Source organism: Actinoplanes sp. NPDC021490, from assembly GCF_055562135.1.
Genome location: NZ_JBVHFW010000018.1, coordinates 141899 through 157673, shown reverse-complemented (window position 1 = coordinate 157673; position 15775 = coordinate 141899). Strand labels below are relative to the sequence as shown.

Annotated in this window: 12 protein-coding genes; 7 read left to right on the top strand and 5 right to left on the bottom strand. The window is 71.4% G+C overall.

Features of this window, described 5'->3' with window-relative positions:
* The first annotated feature begins 9 nt into the window (after positions 1–9).
* From ACZ3I4_RS36930 to ACZ3I4_RS36910, 5 genes are all read left to right on the top strand, one after another.
* A complete protein-coding gene (locus tag ACZ3I4_RS36930) occupies positions 10–1323 on the top strand; it encodes an SGNH/GDSL hydrolase family protein (protein ID WP_465386743.1) in 1314 nt (437 codons plus the stop codon).
* Positions 1320–4265: a glycosyl hydrolase 115 family protein gene (locus tag ACZ3I4_RS36925; RefSeq protein ID WP_465386742.1), complete on the top strand. Its 2946-nt coding sequence runs from the start codon at positions 1320–1322 to the stop codon at positions 4263–4265. Before ACZ3I4_RS36930 ends, ACZ3I4_RS36925 begins: the two co-directional genes overlap by 4 nt.
* Entirely contained in the window at positions 4262–5479 is a 1218-nt protein-coding gene (locus ACZ3I4_RS36920) for an SGNH/GDSL hydrolase family protein (protein ID WP_465386741.1), read from the top strand. Before ACZ3I4_RS36925 ends, ACZ3I4_RS36920 begins: the two co-directional genes overlap by 4 nt.
* A gap of 88 nt (positions 5480–5567) precedes the next feature.
* Positions 5568–7688 carry a transglycosylase domain-containing protein gene (locus ACZ3I4_RS36915; RefSeq protein WP_465386740.1) on the top strand — a complete coding sequence of 707 codons (2121 nt, stop codon included), beginning with the start codon at positions 5568–5570 and terminating at the stop codon, positions 7686–7688.
* Positions 7689–7827: 139 nt separating this feature from the next.
* Positions 7828–8301: an AAA family ATPase gene (locus ACZ3I4_RS36910; RefSeq protein ID WP_465386739.1), complete on the top strand. Its 474-nt coding sequence runs from the start codon at positions 7828–7830 to the stop codon at positions 8299–8301.
* A gap of 10 nt (positions 8302–8311) precedes the next feature.
* Here the strand turns inward: ACZ3I4_RS36910 and ACZ3I4_RS36905 are convergent, their stop codons facing one another.
* From ACZ3I4_RS36905 to ACZ3I4_RS36890, 4 genes are all read right to left on the bottom strand, one after another.
* The gene (locus ACZ3I4_RS36905; RefSeq protein ID WP_465386738.1) at positions 8312–10291 is read right to left on the bottom strand and encodes a hypothetical protein; all 1980 of its coding nucleotides are present in this window, start codon (positions 10289–10291) and stop codon (positions 8312–8314) included.
* Positions 10292–10301: 10 nt separating this feature from the next.
* Entirely contained in the window at positions 10302–11015 is a 714-nt protein-coding gene (locus ACZ3I4_RS36900) for a hypothetical protein (RefSeq protein WP_465386737.1), read from the bottom strand.
* Between the two features lie 105 nt (positions 11016–11120).
* Positions 11121–12593: a DUF1349 domain-containing protein gene (locus ACZ3I4_RS36895; protein WP_465386736.1), complete on the bottom strand. Its 1473-nt coding sequence runs from the start codon at positions 12591–12593 to the stop codon at positions 11121–11123.
* Positions 12590–13291 (bottom strand): ABC transporter ATP-binding protein, encoded by a 702-nt coding sequence (locus ACZ3I4_RS36890; protein WP_465386735.1) that lies wholly within the window; start codon positions 13289–13291, stop codon positions 12590–12592. The genes ACZ3I4_RS36895 and ACZ3I4_RS36890 overlap by 4 nt, the downstream gene beginning before the upstream one ends.
* An 87-nt stretch (positions 13292–13378) precedes the next feature.
* Between ACZ3I4_RS36890 and ACZ3I4_RS36885 the strand changes: the two genes are divergently transcribed.
* A complete protein-coding gene (locus tag ACZ3I4_RS36885) occupies positions 13379–14476 on the top strand; it encodes a sensor histidine kinase (protein ID WP_465386734.1) in 1098 nt (365 codons plus the stop codon).
* A complete protein-coding gene (locus ACZ3I4_RS36880) occupies positions 14473–15138 on the top strand; it encodes a response regulator transcription factor (protein ID WP_465386733.1) in 666 nt (221 codons plus the stop codon). The genes ACZ3I4_RS36885 and ACZ3I4_RS36880 overlap by 4 nt, the downstream gene beginning before the upstream one ends.
* Here the strand turns inward: ACZ3I4_RS36880 and ACZ3I4_RS36875 are convergent.
* Positions 15125–15697, bottom strand: a complete 573-nt coding sequence (locus tag ACZ3I4_RS36875) for a TetR/AcrR family transcriptional regulator (RefSeq protein WP_465386732.1) — start codon at positions 15695–15697, stop codon at positions 15125–15127. The two genes, ACZ3I4_RS36880 and ACZ3I4_RS36875, sit on opposite strands and share 14 nt — an antisense overlap.
* Positions 15698–15775: the final 78 nt, after the last annotated feature.

Sequence of the window (15775 nt, the reverse complement as noted above, 5' to 3'; positions counted from 1 at the left end):
GAGGTTCAAATGCCCACCCGTCGCGAACTACTCGCCCTCACCTCCGGCGCGGCGGTCACCGCCGCGGCCGGTCTTGCCCTGCCCCCGCCCGCCCACGCCGCGGAAACCGCCCACCAGGACGCCGACGGCGACTGGACCGTTCCCGGGTGGATCGCCACCTGGGCCGCCGCACCCACCACCATCCCGCCCACCCCGCCCAGCGCGCCCACCGTGCTGGCCAACCAGACCGTCCGGCACGTCGTGCACTGCAGCGCCGGCGGCGACGAGATCCGGATCCGCGTCACCAACGAGTTCGGCCAGGGCCCGCTGCGTCTGGGGGCCGTGCGGGTGGCGTTGCGCTCCGGCAGCGGGGCCGCCACCGCGATCGTGCCCGGCAGCGACCGGCGGGTGACCTTCGGCAACCGGGCCGAGGTGACCATCCCGGCCGGGTCGCCCCTGCTCAGTGATCCCGTACGGCTGCGGGTCCCGCCCGGCGGCGACCTGGCGATCAGCCTCTATCTGCCGGCCCGGACGCCGGTGACGACCCTGGCCGCGTTCGCGTTCCAGGACAACGTCATCGCCGACGGCGACGTCACCGCCGCGCGTACGGTCACCCCGGTCGCCACGATCGGGCAGTACCTGTTCCTCTCCGGTGTCTCGGTGCGCGACCGCGGCGCGGCGATCATCACCCTGGGCGACTCGATCACCAACGGCGCCAACACCGCCAACAACCTGAACCACCGCTGGCCCGATCTGCTGGCCGCCCGGCTGCGGGCGGCCGGTCTGCGCCGGGGCATCGCCAACGTCGGCATCTCGGGCAACCGGCTGCTGCACGACCCGAACCCGGCGGCGGGCAGCGACGCCGAGTCGTTCGCGGCGTACTTCGGGCACAGCGCCCTGCGCCGGTTCGACCGCGACGTGGTCGCCCAGCCCGGCGCGCAATACCTGATCGTGCTGCTCGGCGTGAACGACCTCGGTCACCCGGGCACGGTCGCCCCGGCCTCCGAGGTGGTCAGCGCGGACGACCTGATCGCCGGTCACCGGCAGCTGATCGCCCGCGCCCACGCGGCCGGGATGGTCGCGATCGGCGGCACGGTCCTGCCGTTCAAGGGCGACACGCTCGGCTTCTTCACCGAGGCCAACGAGCGCAAGCGGGAGGTGCTCAACCGCTGGATCCGCTCGGGCGGCGAGTACGACGGCGTGATCGACTTCGACCGGGCGATGGGTGATCCGGCCGATCCGTTGCGCCTCAATCCCGCGTACGACAGCGGTGATCACCTGCACCCGAACGACGCCGGCATGGCCGCGATGGCCGACGCCGTGCCGCTGAGGCTGCTCAAGTGAGGGCCGTGATGGCCGTGCTGACGACGGCCGCCCTCGTCGTCATCGCGCCGGCCCCGGTGCAGGCAACACGGACCACGTCCCCGGCGCCGGCGCCGGCGGGCTATGTGGCCACGACCGGCGGACCCGGCCGCTTCCCGCTCGTGGCCGGCGGCACGGCGGCGCCCATCGTGGTCAGCAAGGACGACTACGCCGGCGTTATCCGGGTCGCCGACGATCTGCAGAGCGACATCAAGAAGGTCACCGGCGTCGAACCGGCCGTCGGCCACGACACGATCCCGGCGGGCCGTGACCCGATCATCGTCGGCACCATCGGCAAGAGCCCGCTGATCGACCGCATCATCGCGCGCGGCAAGCTCGAGGTGAGCGGCGTGAAGGGCAAGTGGGAGACCACGGTCGAACAGGTCGTCAGTGATCCCCTGCCCGGCGTACGGCGGGCCTTCGTGATCGCCGGCAGCGACCAGCGGGGAAGCATCTACGGCGCGTACGACCTGTCGAAGAGCATCGGCGTCTCGCCCTGGTACTTCTGGGACGACGTGCCGGTAGCCCGCAAGGCCGCGCTGTACGTGCTGCCCGGCCGCCACACTCAGGGCACGCCGAAGGTGCAGTACCGCGGCTTCTTCATCAACGACGAGAACCCGGCCACCGGCACCTGGGCCCCGGGCTACTTCGGACCGGGCAAGGCCCCCGGCTATCCGGGCGGGCTCAACTCGGCCTACTACGCCAAGGTGTTCGAGACCATGCTGCGGCTCAAGGCCAACTACCTGTGGCCGGCGGTGTGGGGGCGGGCGTTCGCCGAGGACGACCCGCTCAACCACGCCACCGCGAGCCTGTACGGGGTCGTCATGGGCACCTCGCACGAGGCCCCGATGATGCGCGGCATCGAGGAGTGGAACCGGCACCCGACCGGCACCGGCGAGTGGAGCTTCCGCCGCAACGCCGACGCCATCAAGGCGTACTGGCGGGACGGGGCCGAGCGGATGCGCGACCAGAACATCGAGGGCGTCATCACGCTGGGCATGCGCGGCAACGGCGACGTCTCGCTGCCGGACGGGGACGGGATCGACCTGATGTCCTCGATCATCGACAGCCAGCGCGAGATCCTGCGCGACACCGGGCTGATCGACCGGCCCCAGGTGCAGACCCTCTACAAGGAGGTGCAGCGCTACTGGGACAACGGCTATCGGCCACCGGACGACGTCACGGTCGTGTTCTGCGACGACAACTGGGGCAACCTGCGCAAGCTCCCGGACGCGTCCCTTCCGGCGCGCAGCGGTGGCTACGGCATGTACTACCACTTCGACTACGTGGGCGACGGCCGCAACTACAAGTGGGCCGACACGGTCAACCTCACCAACACCTGGGAACAGCTCAATCTGGCGTACGGGAAAGGGGTCAATCGCCTGTGGATGGTGAACGTGGGCGACCTCAAGAACGAGGAGCTGCCCACGCAGTTCTTCCTCGACTACGCCTGGAACCCGGACGCCTGGCCGGTGACGCGGCTGGGGGAGTGGACCGAACAGTTCGCCGCGCAGAACTTCGGTGACCGGCTTGCCCTGGCCGTCGCGGAACTGCTCGACACGTACGGCTTCCTGCAGTCGCGCCGCAAGCCGGAGCTGCTCAACCGGCGGATCACGCTCGACCCGGCCACCGGCGCGGTCGTCTACGACGATCAGGCCACGCCGTTCAGCCTGACCGACTACGGCGAGATGGACCGGGTGACCGAGGACTGGATCGGCCTGGCCCGCCGGGCCGAGCACGTGCGCCAACGGGTGCCGAAGGACTGGCAGGACGCGTTCTACCAGCTCGTCTACTACCAGATCAAGGACACGGCGATCATCTACGAGCTGCGGCGCGCGGAGTTCACCAACATCGCGTACGCGGCCCAGGGCCGGGCGGCCACCAACCGGCTCGCCGATCAGGCCGAGCGGCTGTTCGCCGAGGACCAGGCGATGAGCGACTACTACAACACGACCCTGGCCGGCGGTAAGTGGAAGAACTGGCAACTGCAACCCAAGATCGGGTACGGGAACGTCGAGCGCTACGGCCCGAACGCGCCCTGGCAGCAGCCGGAGCTCAACAACGTCGCGCTGCCGGACGAGATCTATCCGTACCTCAAGCGCATCACCGTGCCCGCCGCGGCCGAACTGGGCGTCGGTTCCGTACGGCTGCCCGAGCTCAATCCGTGGCAGAGCATGCGCCCGCCCACCCTCGACATCTACAACAAGGGCACCACGCCGTTCCGGTACCGGATCACCACGGGCGCATCATGGGTGCACGTGAGCCCGGCCTCCGGTGTCGTCACCGACCAGGTCCGGCCCGTCGTCAGGGTCGACTGGAAGCGGGCGCCGCGCGGAGCGACGAGCGTGCCGATCACCGTCACCGGCGCCGGTTCGTCGGTGGTCGTCCAGGCGCCGGTGAACCACCCCGCGCTTCCCGCGAAGGGTTTCCTCGAGGCCGACGGCTATGTGGCGATGGAGGCCGACCACTACACGGGCAAGGCCGGCCAGTGGCGGCTGCTTCCCGGGATCGGCAAGACCGGCAACGGGCTCACGCCGCTGAGCGAGGGCGCGAGTCTCGACTACAAGATGACGCTCACCAGCAGCGGGCCGGTCAAGGTGACCGCCTATCTGTCGCCCCGCAACAACGTGCTGCCGGGTGACGGGCTGAAGTACGCGGTGTCGATCGACGGGCAGACGCCCCAGGTCGTCAACATCACCAAGGCGACCGGCGCCAACGACACCACGATGAACCGTCAGTGGGCCCGCAACACGTCCGACAACATCAACCGGACCACGACCACGCACCAGATCTCGTCGCCGGGGACGCACACGCTGACCTTCCGGGCGGTCGACCCGACGGCGATCGTGCAGCGTCTGGTCGTCGACACCGGAGGCGAGAAGTACAGCTGCTTCGGCCCGCCGGAGAGCCGGAGGGTCCGATGAGACGCCGTACATTGCTCGGGGCGGGCGGGCTGGCCCTGGTGCCCGCCCTGCCCCGGCCCGACCGCCCGCGGTGGATCCACACCTGGACGGCCATGCCGCAACTGACCGAGCCGGCGAACCTGCCCCCGGCCCCCTTCACCGGGGAGTCGTCGGTGCTGGTCGACACCACGCTGCGGCAGACCGTGCACGTGACGGTCGGTGGCCCGCGCCTGCGGGTGCGGCTGTCCAACGCCTTCGGCGGCGCGGCGCTGCCCATCACCGCGGCCGCGGTGGCCGAGCCGGCCGGCGGGCGGGCCGGGGCGCCGGCGATCGTGCCCGGGTCGAGCCGCCCGCTCACGTTCGGCGGGCGGCCGTCGGTGACGGTGCCGGTGGGCGCGCAGATCGTCTCCGACCCGGTGGCCTTCCCGGTCGGCCGCGGCGCGAACCTGACCATCACCGTCTATCTGGCCTCGGGGCAGGCGACGCTCAACCTCACCTCGCACCCAGGGTCGCGCACCACCTCGCACCTGATCGCGGGTGATCGGCACACGGACGCCGACCTGCCCGGGGCCGTCGGCGTGGCGCACTGGTACCTGATCAGCGGGGTCGAAGTCGAGGCGGACGCGTCCGCGATGGCGATCGTCGGGGACTCGCTGACCGACGGCCGCGGCTCGACCACCGACGGGAACGACCGGTGGCCCGACCAGGTCCGCGGCTCGCGGGTCGCGCTGCTCAACCAGGCGGCCGGCGGCAACCGCGTGCTCAACGACGGGCTCGGCCCCAACGTGCTGGCCCGGCTCGACCGCGACGTGCTGTCGACCAGCGGCGTCGACCGGATGCTGATCTTCGAGGGGGTCAACGACATCGGCACGGCCCCGGCCACCGTGGCCGCCCAGAAGGCCGTGACCGAGGATCTGCTGGTCGCGTACGAGCAGCTCGTGACGCGGGCCCACGCGGTGGACATCAAGGTCTACGGGGCCACCATCACACCGTTCGGGGGCAATACCGGATACGACGATCCGGACGGTTACCGCGAGGACACCCGTACGGCGGCGAACAGTGCGATCCGTCACAACAAGATCTTTGACGGGGTGGCCGACTTCGATGCCGCGGTCCGGGATCCGCAGGCCCCGGGCCGGCTGCTCGCGGCCTACGACACCGGCGACCACCTGCACCTGAACCCCACCGGATACCGAGCGATAGCCGCCGCGGTGCCGTCCCGGTGGCTGCGCTGAGCCGGTCGAGGGCTTTCAGTTAACCCTCGACTCGATCGGGTACCTTCCTCGGCGTCCTGTCGGCGTCGAGGAAGGGGTCCGGCGACCCGTGGCGAGCAACCGATCTCTTCTCGGAAAGGCCGGGCTGCTACTGACGTGCGGCCTGCTGACCGCCGTGGTGGTGTCCGCCGCCTCGTTCCCGGCCGTCGCCCTGGGCGGGCTGGTGGCCAAGGCCGGCGCCGAGGAGTTCGCATCGCTGCCGAGCACGCTCGTGCAGCAGGCCGCGCCCCAGGTGACCCGGGTCTTCGCCGCCGACGGCAAGACGCAGCTGGCCGTGCTCTACGACGAGTTCCGCAGCGACGTGCCGAACAATCAGATCTCGGTCAACATGCAGAACGCGATCGTCGCCGCCGAGGACCACAAGTTCTACGAGCACAACGGCGTCGACGTGAAGGGCATCGCCCGCGCGTTCGTCAACAACAGCCAGGGCGGGTCGCAGCAGGGCGCCTCCACGCTGACCATGCAGTACGTGCGGATGGCTCAGGCCTACGGCGCGAAGACGGCGCAGGAGGCCATCGACGCGACCAAGGACAGCCCCGAACGCAAGATCGCCGAGATGAAGTACGCGCTGCAGGTCGAGAAGGATCTCAACAAGAAGGAGATCCTGACCCGCTACCTCAACCTGGCGCCGTTCGGCAACGGGGCGTACGGCATCTACGCCGGCGCCCAGGTGTACTTCAAGAAGTCGCCCAAGAGCCTCACGATCGCCGAGTCCGCGCTGCTGGCCGGCATGGTCAAGGCGCCCACCGCGTTCGACCCGACCAGCAAGTCGGGCTATCCGCAGGCGCTCGACCGGCGCAACTACATCATCGACAACATGGTCGGGCTCGGCCAGATCACCAAGGCCGAGGGCGAGGCGGCCAAGAAGACCAAGCTCGCCCGTACGACGAACCGGCCCGGAAACGGGTGCACGTCGGTCGCCACCAACAGCTGGGGCTTCTTCTGCGACTACTTCTACCGCTGGTGGATGGAGCAGAAGGACTTCGGCGCCAACTCGTACGACCGGGAGCGTCAGCTCAAGAGCGGCGGTTACACGGTCATCACGTCGATGGACGTGAAGGCCCAGAACGCGGCCCGCCACCAGATCACCCGCAAGATCAAGGACAACAACAAGAACGCCGTCCTGATCGCCGGGGTCGAGCCGGGCACCGGCCACGTCAAGGCGCTGGCCGCCAACCGCAAGTTCAAGCTCGACGACGGCACCAACCCGCCCAGCTCGAACCCGGGGCTGCGCCGGGCCGGTCAGCGGGCGACGTACCCGTACACGACCAACCCGATCATCACCGGTGGCGGCGACATCGACGGCTACCAGGCGGGGTCGGTGTTCAAGATGTTCACCATGGTGGCCGCGCTCGAGAACGGCCTTGAGCTCGACCACCCGATCACCTCGGACTCCACCTACAAGTCGAGCTACCCGGTGGCCTTCGACTCGCCGGCCGCCTGCCCGAACACGTCGTTCTACTGCCCGTCGAACTCGTCGCCCAACACCAAGGGCACGTTCAACATGTGGAGCGGCTTCGGCAAGTCGGTCAACACGTACTTCGTCCCGCTGCAGGAACAGGTCGGCGCCGAGAAGGTCATCGACGTGTCCAAGCGGTTCGGCATGCAGTACCGCTCGTCCGGCGATCGCGACCTGATGAAGACCGAGGAGGCGGCGCACCAGTTCGGCGCGTTCACCCTCGGCGTGACCGCGTCGACGCCGCTGGACATCGCCAACGCGTACGCCACCCTGGCCGGCGATGGCATGTACTGCACGCCCACCCCGATCAGGCAGATCACCGCGTCGGACGGCAGCAAGCTCAAGACCGGCCAGCCGTCCTGCAAGCGCGCCACCGACGCCGACGTGGCCCGCAAGACGATCGACGCGGCCCGCTGCCCGGTCGGCGACCGCGCGCAACTCGGCAACTGCTCCGGCAGCACCGAGCCCAACGCGTACCGCACGATCCGGCACCCGATCTTCGGCAAGACCGGAACCACCGACGCCAACCGCACCGCGTCGCTGGTCGTGGGCTCGGCCAGCCTGGTCGTGGCCGGTTACATGGTCAACCCGGACTGGGCCAACCACAGCGACGACATGCGCCACGACATCGTCAACCCGGTGACCTACCGGACCCTGGCCGACTACCTCGAGGACACCGAACCGGTGGAGTTCAAGAAGCCGGGCGAGTAACCGCGAGCACGTTCGTGGCTGCTATCTAGATCCAGGCGGCCGCCGCCGGTCAGCATCGCTGCGTGGACCATGACTTTCGACCCGGCACGGCCGGGCAGTGAGCGCGGCGCGGTGCCGGAACCGGCGGCGGACGCTCATCGTGACCCGGGGCCTGCCGGCTTCCGGGAAGACGACCGAGGCGCTGCGCTGGGTGGCCGAAGACCCGGAGTGCCGGGCCCGGGTGGGCAGCGACGAGATCGCGGCGATGCTGCATCCGCACGTGTTCGGTGACGACGGCGACGCCTACGGCGCCCGGTACGCCCAGCGCGAGCAACTCGTCGTCAACGCGGCGATCGAGGCGCTGTTGCGGTCGGGGATCGACGTCGTGTGCGACGACCCGTTCCTGTTGCCGCACTATCTCGAGGCCGTCCGCGAGGTGGCCGAGAGGTGCGGCGCCGACCTGGTGATCTGGGACCTGACCGCGGTGGACGTGGAGGACTGCATCGCCCGCGACCGGCTCCGGGGCTGGGCCGGCGGCCGGACCATCGGGGAGGAAAAGATCCGGATTCAGCATCAGCTGTTCCGGTCCTACCAGCGGCTGGCCGTCGACGCCGTCGCCACCGACGACGGCTGAGGCGCGTCCCTCACCGCCGCCGGCACAGCTCCAGCAGGCGCTCGTCCTCGGCCACCTGCGAACTGGACCACGAGTGCGGCGAGACGTTGAACCGCCGGCCGGCCGCGGCTTCGGCCCGGAACAGCATCTCCAGCGCCGCGGCCAGCGGTCCGGTGGCCGCACCGGCGATCGCCGGCCGGCTGCGGGGGTCGTCGCGCCAGGCAGTGGCCAGGACCGGGGCCACGCGACCGGCCTCGCCGGTGAGGTGCCACAGCGCGAGGGCGGCCGGCACCGGAGCCACATCCAGATAGGTGGCGATCAGCGGTGCGGCCGGGGCGGCGGCCGGACCCATGGCGGCGATCTCCTCGAACGCCGCGTTCGCCGCCGGACCGTCCAGGTGGCTGGTCAGCCGGGCCAGCGCGTCCGGCGACCGGTCGATGCGCCACCGGGCGCCGGCCGCCGCGACGGCCAGCCGGGGATCGTCGCCCGCCGCGGCCACCCGCAGCGCGGGCAGGGCTTCGGCGGCGGCCGGGCCGATCCGGCCCAGAGTGGCCGCCGACCAGTCCCGCAGCGGCGAAGCGAGCAGGCGCGGCACGGCCGGGGCGGCCGCCGGCCCGAAGGCGCGCAGGGCCATCTGAAAGGCGAACCACTCGAGGGGTTCCCGTTCGCCGGCCGCCAGGACCGGGAAGTGCGGCACGATCTCGGCGGTGATCCGGTCAGCGTGCCCGGCGAACCGGGCCAGCTTGTACCCGGTGTTCTTCGGGCGCCGCGGAAGCCGCAGCGCGGTCAGCAGCATCGGCAAGGCGCGCTCGTCGCCCAGACCGGCCAGGATCTCCACGTACGGGTGCAGCCCCGGCCGGTCGTTCGGGTATCGGACGGTCCACTCCGGCAGCCCGTCCCGCCACGGCCGCGCGTCGATGCGGGCAAGCCGGCGGGCGACCGTCTCCGCGGCGGGCGCGGCCACCGGCCCCCAGTCGCGGAGCATGTCGGCGGCCCGGCCGGCCAGCGGCCGGGAACGTTCGAGGAACCCGGCGACCCGGGTCACCGCCTCGCGATAATCGCCCCGCCAGCCCGAGATGAGCTTGTTCGCGGCGAACAGCGCGTCCCCGGCCAGGTCGTCGTGGGTCGAGGCGAGCAGCGGGGTGACGATCGCGATCCGCTCGGCCACACGCGGCCCGAGCGCGTCGGTCAGATCCTCGACCATGCGCGAACAGTGCGGCGCCCGGCGACCCTCCTCCATCTCCTCCCGCATCACCCGCAGCGACCCGATCAGCGTGTCCGTGTGGCCGCCCGGCGCGCTCACCGGCCCGTCCTCGGCGTAGGCGCGGTCGACCAGCTCGGGCACCCCGGCGAGGGGCGCCCGGTGCGGATCGTTGCGGGCCACGGCGATCAGGGCGGCCAGCGCGGTGGACGCCGGAGCCGACCGGGCCAGGGACACCAGCCGGCCGACCGCGTCGTCGTCGAGTTCCAGGTCGCCGAGGGCGTCGAACAACCCCATCCGCACCGCGGCGTCGTCCTCGGTGCCGAGCAGGCCGATCAGCAGACCGCCGAGATCGGGGACCGCCGCCCCCAGCGCGAGGAACAGCCGGGGTGCGGCCGCCCGCACCGCCGGGTCGGGGTCGTCGGCCAGGCCGAGCAGGGCGGGCGCCGCCGCCACGGCGAGCGCGTTGGCCCGTACGGCCTGACGGCGCATCTCGGCCGTGTCCTCGTCCAGCCCGGCCTCGTCGGGCCACTCGCCGAGCTCGACCACACTGGTGAGCAGCTGCGCGATGTCCTCCCGGCCGGGCAGGCCCGGTGTGGTCAGAGCCTCGATCAGGTAGGGCACCGCGGCCACCGTCGAGTCGTAGACGTCGCCCTGGTGGTGGACCGCGCCGTACATGGCGTCGAGGGACTGCTCGCGGACGGCCGGATCGGGATCGACGAGGCCACGAACCCATCCCGGAACGTCTCCCGCCGGGCCGTACGCGTGCTGCAGCGAATCCCAGTCGATGTCATCCAGCCCCGTGAACACGGGCGCAAGCCTAGGTGCCGTGATCACGATGCCGGAGGGCCAGGGTGCCCAGCAGGAACGCGGCCGCTGTCCAGGCGGCGGTCACGGTCAGGCCGCGTACGGGATCGGTCAGGTCTATCGAGGAAGGGGCGGCCCGATAGAGACGCAGCGCCCAGTCGGGATCCGGCAACCAGCGGACGGTTACCGGCAGGACGTAGAGGACGGCGAAGACCAGGCCGGCGGCGGCGGTGGAATGGCGTAGGAGGGCGGCTGTGCCCAAAGAGAAGAGGGCGATCAAGGCTAGATAGGTGATGGTCGCTGGGTGGGTGGAGGCTGCGGTGGCCAGTGCGGTGCCGGTCGTGAGTAGCAGGGCCTTGGCGGTCAGGACGGGCCAGCGGCGGGGGGAGGTGAGCAGGGTGGAGCGGATCAGGCCGGTGGCGTATTCGCCGCCGAGGATGTGGATGCCGGCTACGGCCACTATGGCCTGGGTTAGGTGCAGGGTCAGCTTGCCGTTTGTGGTTAGGGCGCAGGCGGTGGTCAAGAGGAAGGCCAGAGGGAGGTCGGGGGTGGTGCGGGCCTTGGTCCATTCGGCTCGTAGGGCGGCGTGAACTGCGGCGGCGGCGCGTACGGCGGCGGTGCGTACGGCGGCGGGCCGGATCGGAAGGGCTGTCGGGGCGTCGCGGTCGGCCGGTGAGCCGCCGTGATCAACAGGGGACGATCGGGATCTGCTGCGGAAACTTGGCACGGTTTCTCCTGTGGACAACGGGATTTGGGCTGTCGGCGCGGCGTATGGTTCGGCCCGATCCCCAGGGTGGGTGGGGGCTTGGGATGGCCGTACCAGGAAAATGCGTTAAATGTCGGAGTTGTATAGGCGGCGCACGGCCAGCAGCAGGACGGCGACGGCCCAAGCGGCGGTGACGGCGAGCCCGGCCCAAGGGGCGAGCGGAAAATAGCCCTCGGCCGCGGTATAGGGCAGAAACACCTGCTCATACGCGGGAAACACCTGCTGAACGGCGAACCCCGCCGCGGGAGTCAACCGGAGCAGCCACTCGCCGACGCCTACGGGCAACACAGTCGTGGTGGCCAGCAGATACGGCACGACAGTGAGCGCCACGGCCAGCAGCAACGCGACGAGACCGCGACGAACCAGCAGCCCCAGCCCGTACGCGAGCAGCCCGCCCAGACCGAGCAGCGCGGCCGTCCCAAGGCCCAGGCGCAGGTCGGTGCCGAGACCGGTCGGCATGACGATGTTGCCGTTGTGGCGGAAGATCAGTTCGGACAGTGGCCGGGTGACGGCGACCGCGAGCAGCCCGGTCGTGAAGGTGACTGCGCCGATCACGACGGCCTTGGCGAGCAGGGCGCGGCGGCGGTCGGGCGCGGCCAGCAGGGTGGTGCGGATCAGGCCGCGGCGGAACTCGCTGGTGATGAACAGGACGGACACGACGAGGACGGCGAGCAGGGCGGGCACGGCTCCGGCGAGGTAGGGCGGACCGGGGCCGCCGGTGAGCGGGGCGATGTCGCCGCTGCCGGTCAGGGTGAGGGCGTCGCCGGAGACCCGCAGGCCGGCCGGCTGGTGGAACCTCTCCCAGTCCGTGCCGGGCCCGTTGTCGCCGATCTCGTCGTAGCGCCACGTCCCGCCGGCGGTCGTCGTGATGCTGTCGAACACCGCGGTGGCCTGGGTGAACCGGGCCTGGACGGCCCGCCCGCCCAAGCCGTCGTCCAGGACCGTGATGTCGCCGGGTGAGGCGACCAGGAAGCCGATCTCCGCGGTCGGGGCCAGCCCGGGCAGGGTCACCGAGCCGGCCGTCGTCCAGGTCGAGCCGTCGAGGGACGCGTACGCGGTGACGTCGTCCCCGGTCCTGCTCAGGCGCAGCCAGCGGGCGCCGCCGGGGCCGCCGGACCGGTCGTGCACGTAGTTGTGCTGCAGCCGGATGCCGTGCTCGCCGGTGAGCACCAAGGCGGCGTACGGGGAACCGGGCTTGGTGGTGTCCTTGACCATGAGCCCGGCCTTGGCCCAGGGCACGAGACCCTCGACGATCCGGTCGTGGTCCGGCGGCGGATAGGTGCGGATGCCGGTGAAGTCGCGGACCCGGGCGGTGAGCGTGCCGTCGCCGTCGAGTGTGCGGTGGGCGAAGCCGAAGTGGTCGTCGACCGCCTGGCCCCCGGGTCCGACCGGCGGGGACGGGCAGGCCTGGTCGCCGCATGACGTGTGACTTCCGGCCGCGGTCAGCAAGCCCAGCCCCAGATAGAGCGCGGCCGCGGCGGCGAGGGTCAGGACCCAGGAGCGGACCGTACGGAGTTTGAGCAGCTCGGCGCGGATCATCGGGTCAGCTCCAGGTAGGCCGACTCGAGGGAGCCGTACCGGGAACGCATCTGGGTGGTGGGGGAGTCGGCGATGACCCGGCCCCGGCGGACCACGATCACGTGGGCGGCCAGGTCCTGCAGTTCGGACATGAGATGGCTGGAGACCAGGACGGCCTTGCCCTGCTCGGCCTGCTGCTTGAGCAGGGTGCGCATCCAGACGAAGCCCTCGGGGTCGAGGCCGTTGAACGGCTCGTCGAGGATGAGGATCCGCGGGTCGCCGAGCAGGGCCGCCGCGATGCCGAGGCGCTGGCGCATGCCCAGGGAGTAGCCGCCGGCCCGTCTTCGCGCGGCGGTGGCCAGCCCGACGCTCTCCAGCAGTTCGTCGGCCCGTTCCGGCGCGATGTTCTGCGACCGGGCCAGCCACAGCAGGTGGTTGCGGCCCGACCGGGCCGGGTGCAGCGCGCTCGCGTCCAGCACGGCGCCGACCGACTTCAGCGGGTGGGTGAGGGCGGAATAGGGGCGGTCCCCGACGAGGGCCGTGCCGGCGTCCGGCCGGTCCAGGCTGAGCAGCACCCGCATGGTGGTGGTCTTGCCGGCCCCGTTCGGCCCGACGAAACCGGTGACCCGCCCGGGCGTGACCCGGAACGTCATGCCGTCCAGCGCGACCGCCGAACCGTAGCGTTTACGCAATCCGTCGACTTCGATGATGGCTTCCATGCCCGGAAGTTCTACGGAGCCGGGCCTAACCGGGCCCGCACGGTGGCTGTCACCCCGCTGTTACGTGCCGGCGGGCATGCTGTGCGGATGGGCGTCCGCATGCGATACACGTTGCTCTACGGGACGATGTTCCTGCTCTCCGGGGCGGCGCTGCTGGCCATCACGGCCGGGGTGGGCCTGCAGAACACCCGTCAGAGCATCCCCGTGGGCACGCCGTTGCCGGAACAGGTCGCCGAGCTGCAGCACCGGCTGACCGACGCGGACGCCGCCCACACCCGCCAGCTGCTGGTTGGCGCCTCGATCGCGCTGATCGTCATGTTCCTGTTCTCGCTGGTGCTGGGGCGGGCTGCGGCCGGGCGGGTGCTGCGTCCACTGCGGAAGATCACCGCCGCGACCCGCCGCATCACCGCCGACAACCTGCACTCGCGGCTGGCCGCCGGTGGCCCGTCGGACGAGGTCAAGGACCTGGCCGACACGATCGACGACCTGCTGGGCCGGCTCGAGGAGTCGTTCGCGGCCCAGCGCCGCTTCGTCGCCGACGCGTCGCACGAGCTGCGCACGCCGCTGGCCACCATGCGGGCCGCGCTCGACGTCGCGATGGCCAAGCCCGACCCCGTGCCCGCCCCGCTGGCCCGGCGCCTGCGGGGCTCGCTCGACCAGATGGACGCGCTGCTCGACGGCCTGCTGCTGCTCGCGCGGGCCCAGCACGGCGCGCTCGACGACCGTACGGTGGTCAATCTCTCGGATCTGGCCGCCCGGTCGGTCAGCGGGCGTTCGGAGCAGATCAAGACCCTTTCCCTGTACGCCGATCAGCCCGCGACCCTGCCCGCCCTCGGCAACCCGGTGCTGCTGGCCCGGCTGGTCGACAACGTCATCGACAACGCCGTCCGGCACAACGTCCCCGGTGGCGGCATCTGGATCTCGGGCACGGTCTCGGATTCGGCGGCCGCGCTGACCGTCGAATCGGACGGGCCGGTGCTCGACCCGTCCGAGCTGTCGCGCCTGGGCCGGCCGTTCCAGCGGATCGCCCCCGCCCGTACGGGTCCCGGCACCGGGCTGGGCCTGGCCATCGTGGCCGCGGTCACGTCGGCCCACGGCGGCGTTCTCGATCTGGCCCCGCGCCCCGGCGGTGGCCTGCGGCTGACCGTGACGCTGCCGGTCGCGCCGGTCGGGGTCCCCGCGTGAGGGTCCTGGTCGTCGAGGACGCGCCCGCGCTGGCCGAGGTGGTCGCCGAGGGACTGCGTGATCAGGGGATGGCCGTGGACGTGGCGCTCGACGGGCTCGACGCGGCGGCCAAGCTCGACCACACGGCGTACGAGGTCGTGGTCCTCGATCGTGATCTGCCCGGCCTGCACGGCGACACCCTGTGCCAGATGATCACGGCCCGCTCCGGCGGCCGGGCGATGGTGCTGATGCTGACCGCCTCGGGCACGGCCGACGATCGCGTACGGGGGCTGACGCTGGGCGCCGACGACTATCTGGCCAAGCCGTTCCACTTTCCCGAGCTGGTGCTGCGGATCCGCGCGCTGGCCCGGCGCCGCCCGTCGGCCCGGCCGCGCGTGCTGACCGCCGGAAGCCTGGTGCTCGACCCCGTCGTGCGGGTCGTGACCCGTGGGGGAGTGCCGGTGAATCTGTCGGTGAAGGAGTTCGCCGTGCTGGAGGCCCTGCTGCGGGCGGCCCCCGGCTATCTGAGCAGCGAGGCCCTGCTGGAGCAGGTGTGGGACGAGAACGCCGACCCGTTCACCAACACGGTGACCGTCACGGTCGGCCGGCTGCGCCGCAAGCTGGGCGACCCGCAGGTCATCACGACGACCCCCGGCGTCGGCTATCGGATCAGCTCAGGCTGACGGTGGCCGCCCGCAGCTCGCGCAGGGCGGCCAGGGTGTGGGGCGCCAGGCCCTGCTGGGTGGCGGACTCGGACCACTCCGCATAGCCCCGCTTGAAGGCCAGCACGCCGAGCTCGCCCGCGAGGGCCGCGGTCGGGTCGGGCACGCCGCGGGCGACCAGCGCCTCGGTGATGGCCGCGGCCAGGCTGACGCTTTTGAGGGCGTCGCGTTCCTGCAGCTCGGTGCTGGCGGCGACGGCGGCCTTGAGGCGGGGGCCGAGCTCGCGGTTCATCGGCCCCATCGCGCTCGACGCGCGTTCGAGACCGGCCGCGACCGCCTCGAGCGGGCTGGCCGTCGCGGGCGCCTCGGCGATGCCCTCGGCCAGCAGCGTGCGCAGCGTCTCCTGCCCGGCCACCAGCAGCTCACGCTTGTCGGGGAAGTGCCGGAAGAACGTGCTTTTCGTGACGCCCGCCCGCTCGGCGATCTGGGCGACCGTCGTGGCGTCGTAGCCCTGCTCGGCGAACAGATCGACCGCGGCGACGACCAGCCGTTCCCGTGCCCCCGGTTCCCATCGACCCATGCCCCCATCATAAGCGATGGGACTGTTGTCCCATCACCGTGGTAGCGTGACGGGACAAGAGTCCCATCACTGCTTCTG

Bases quoted from the DNA above. Each gene is read 5' to 3' on its own strand.
- ACZ3I4_RS36930 (WP_465386743.1), top strand. From the start codon at position 10: ATGCCCACCCGTCGCGAACTACTCGCCCTCACCTCCGGCGCGGCGGTC.
- ACZ3I4_RS36920 (WP_465386741.1), top strand. From the start codon at position 4,262: ATGAGACGCCGTACATTGCTCGGGGCGGGCGGGCTGGCCCTGGTGCCC.
- ACZ3I4_RS36895 (WP_465386736.1), bottom strand. From the start codon at position 12,593: ATGATCCGCGCCGAGCTGCTCAAACTCCGTACGGTCCGCTCCTGGGTC.
- ACZ3I4_RS36890 (WP_465386735.1), bottom strand. From the start codon at position 13,291: ATGGAAGCCATCATCGAAGTCGACGGATTGCGTAAACGCTACGGTTCG.
- ACZ3I4_RS36885 (WP_465386734.1), top strand. From the start codon at position 13,379: ATGGGCGTCCGCATGCGATACACGTTGCTCTACGGGACGATGTTCCTG.
- ACZ3I4_RS36875 (WP_465386732.1), bottom strand. From the start codon at position 15,697: ATGGGTCGATGGGAACCGGGGGCACGGGAACGGCTGGTCGTCGCCGCG.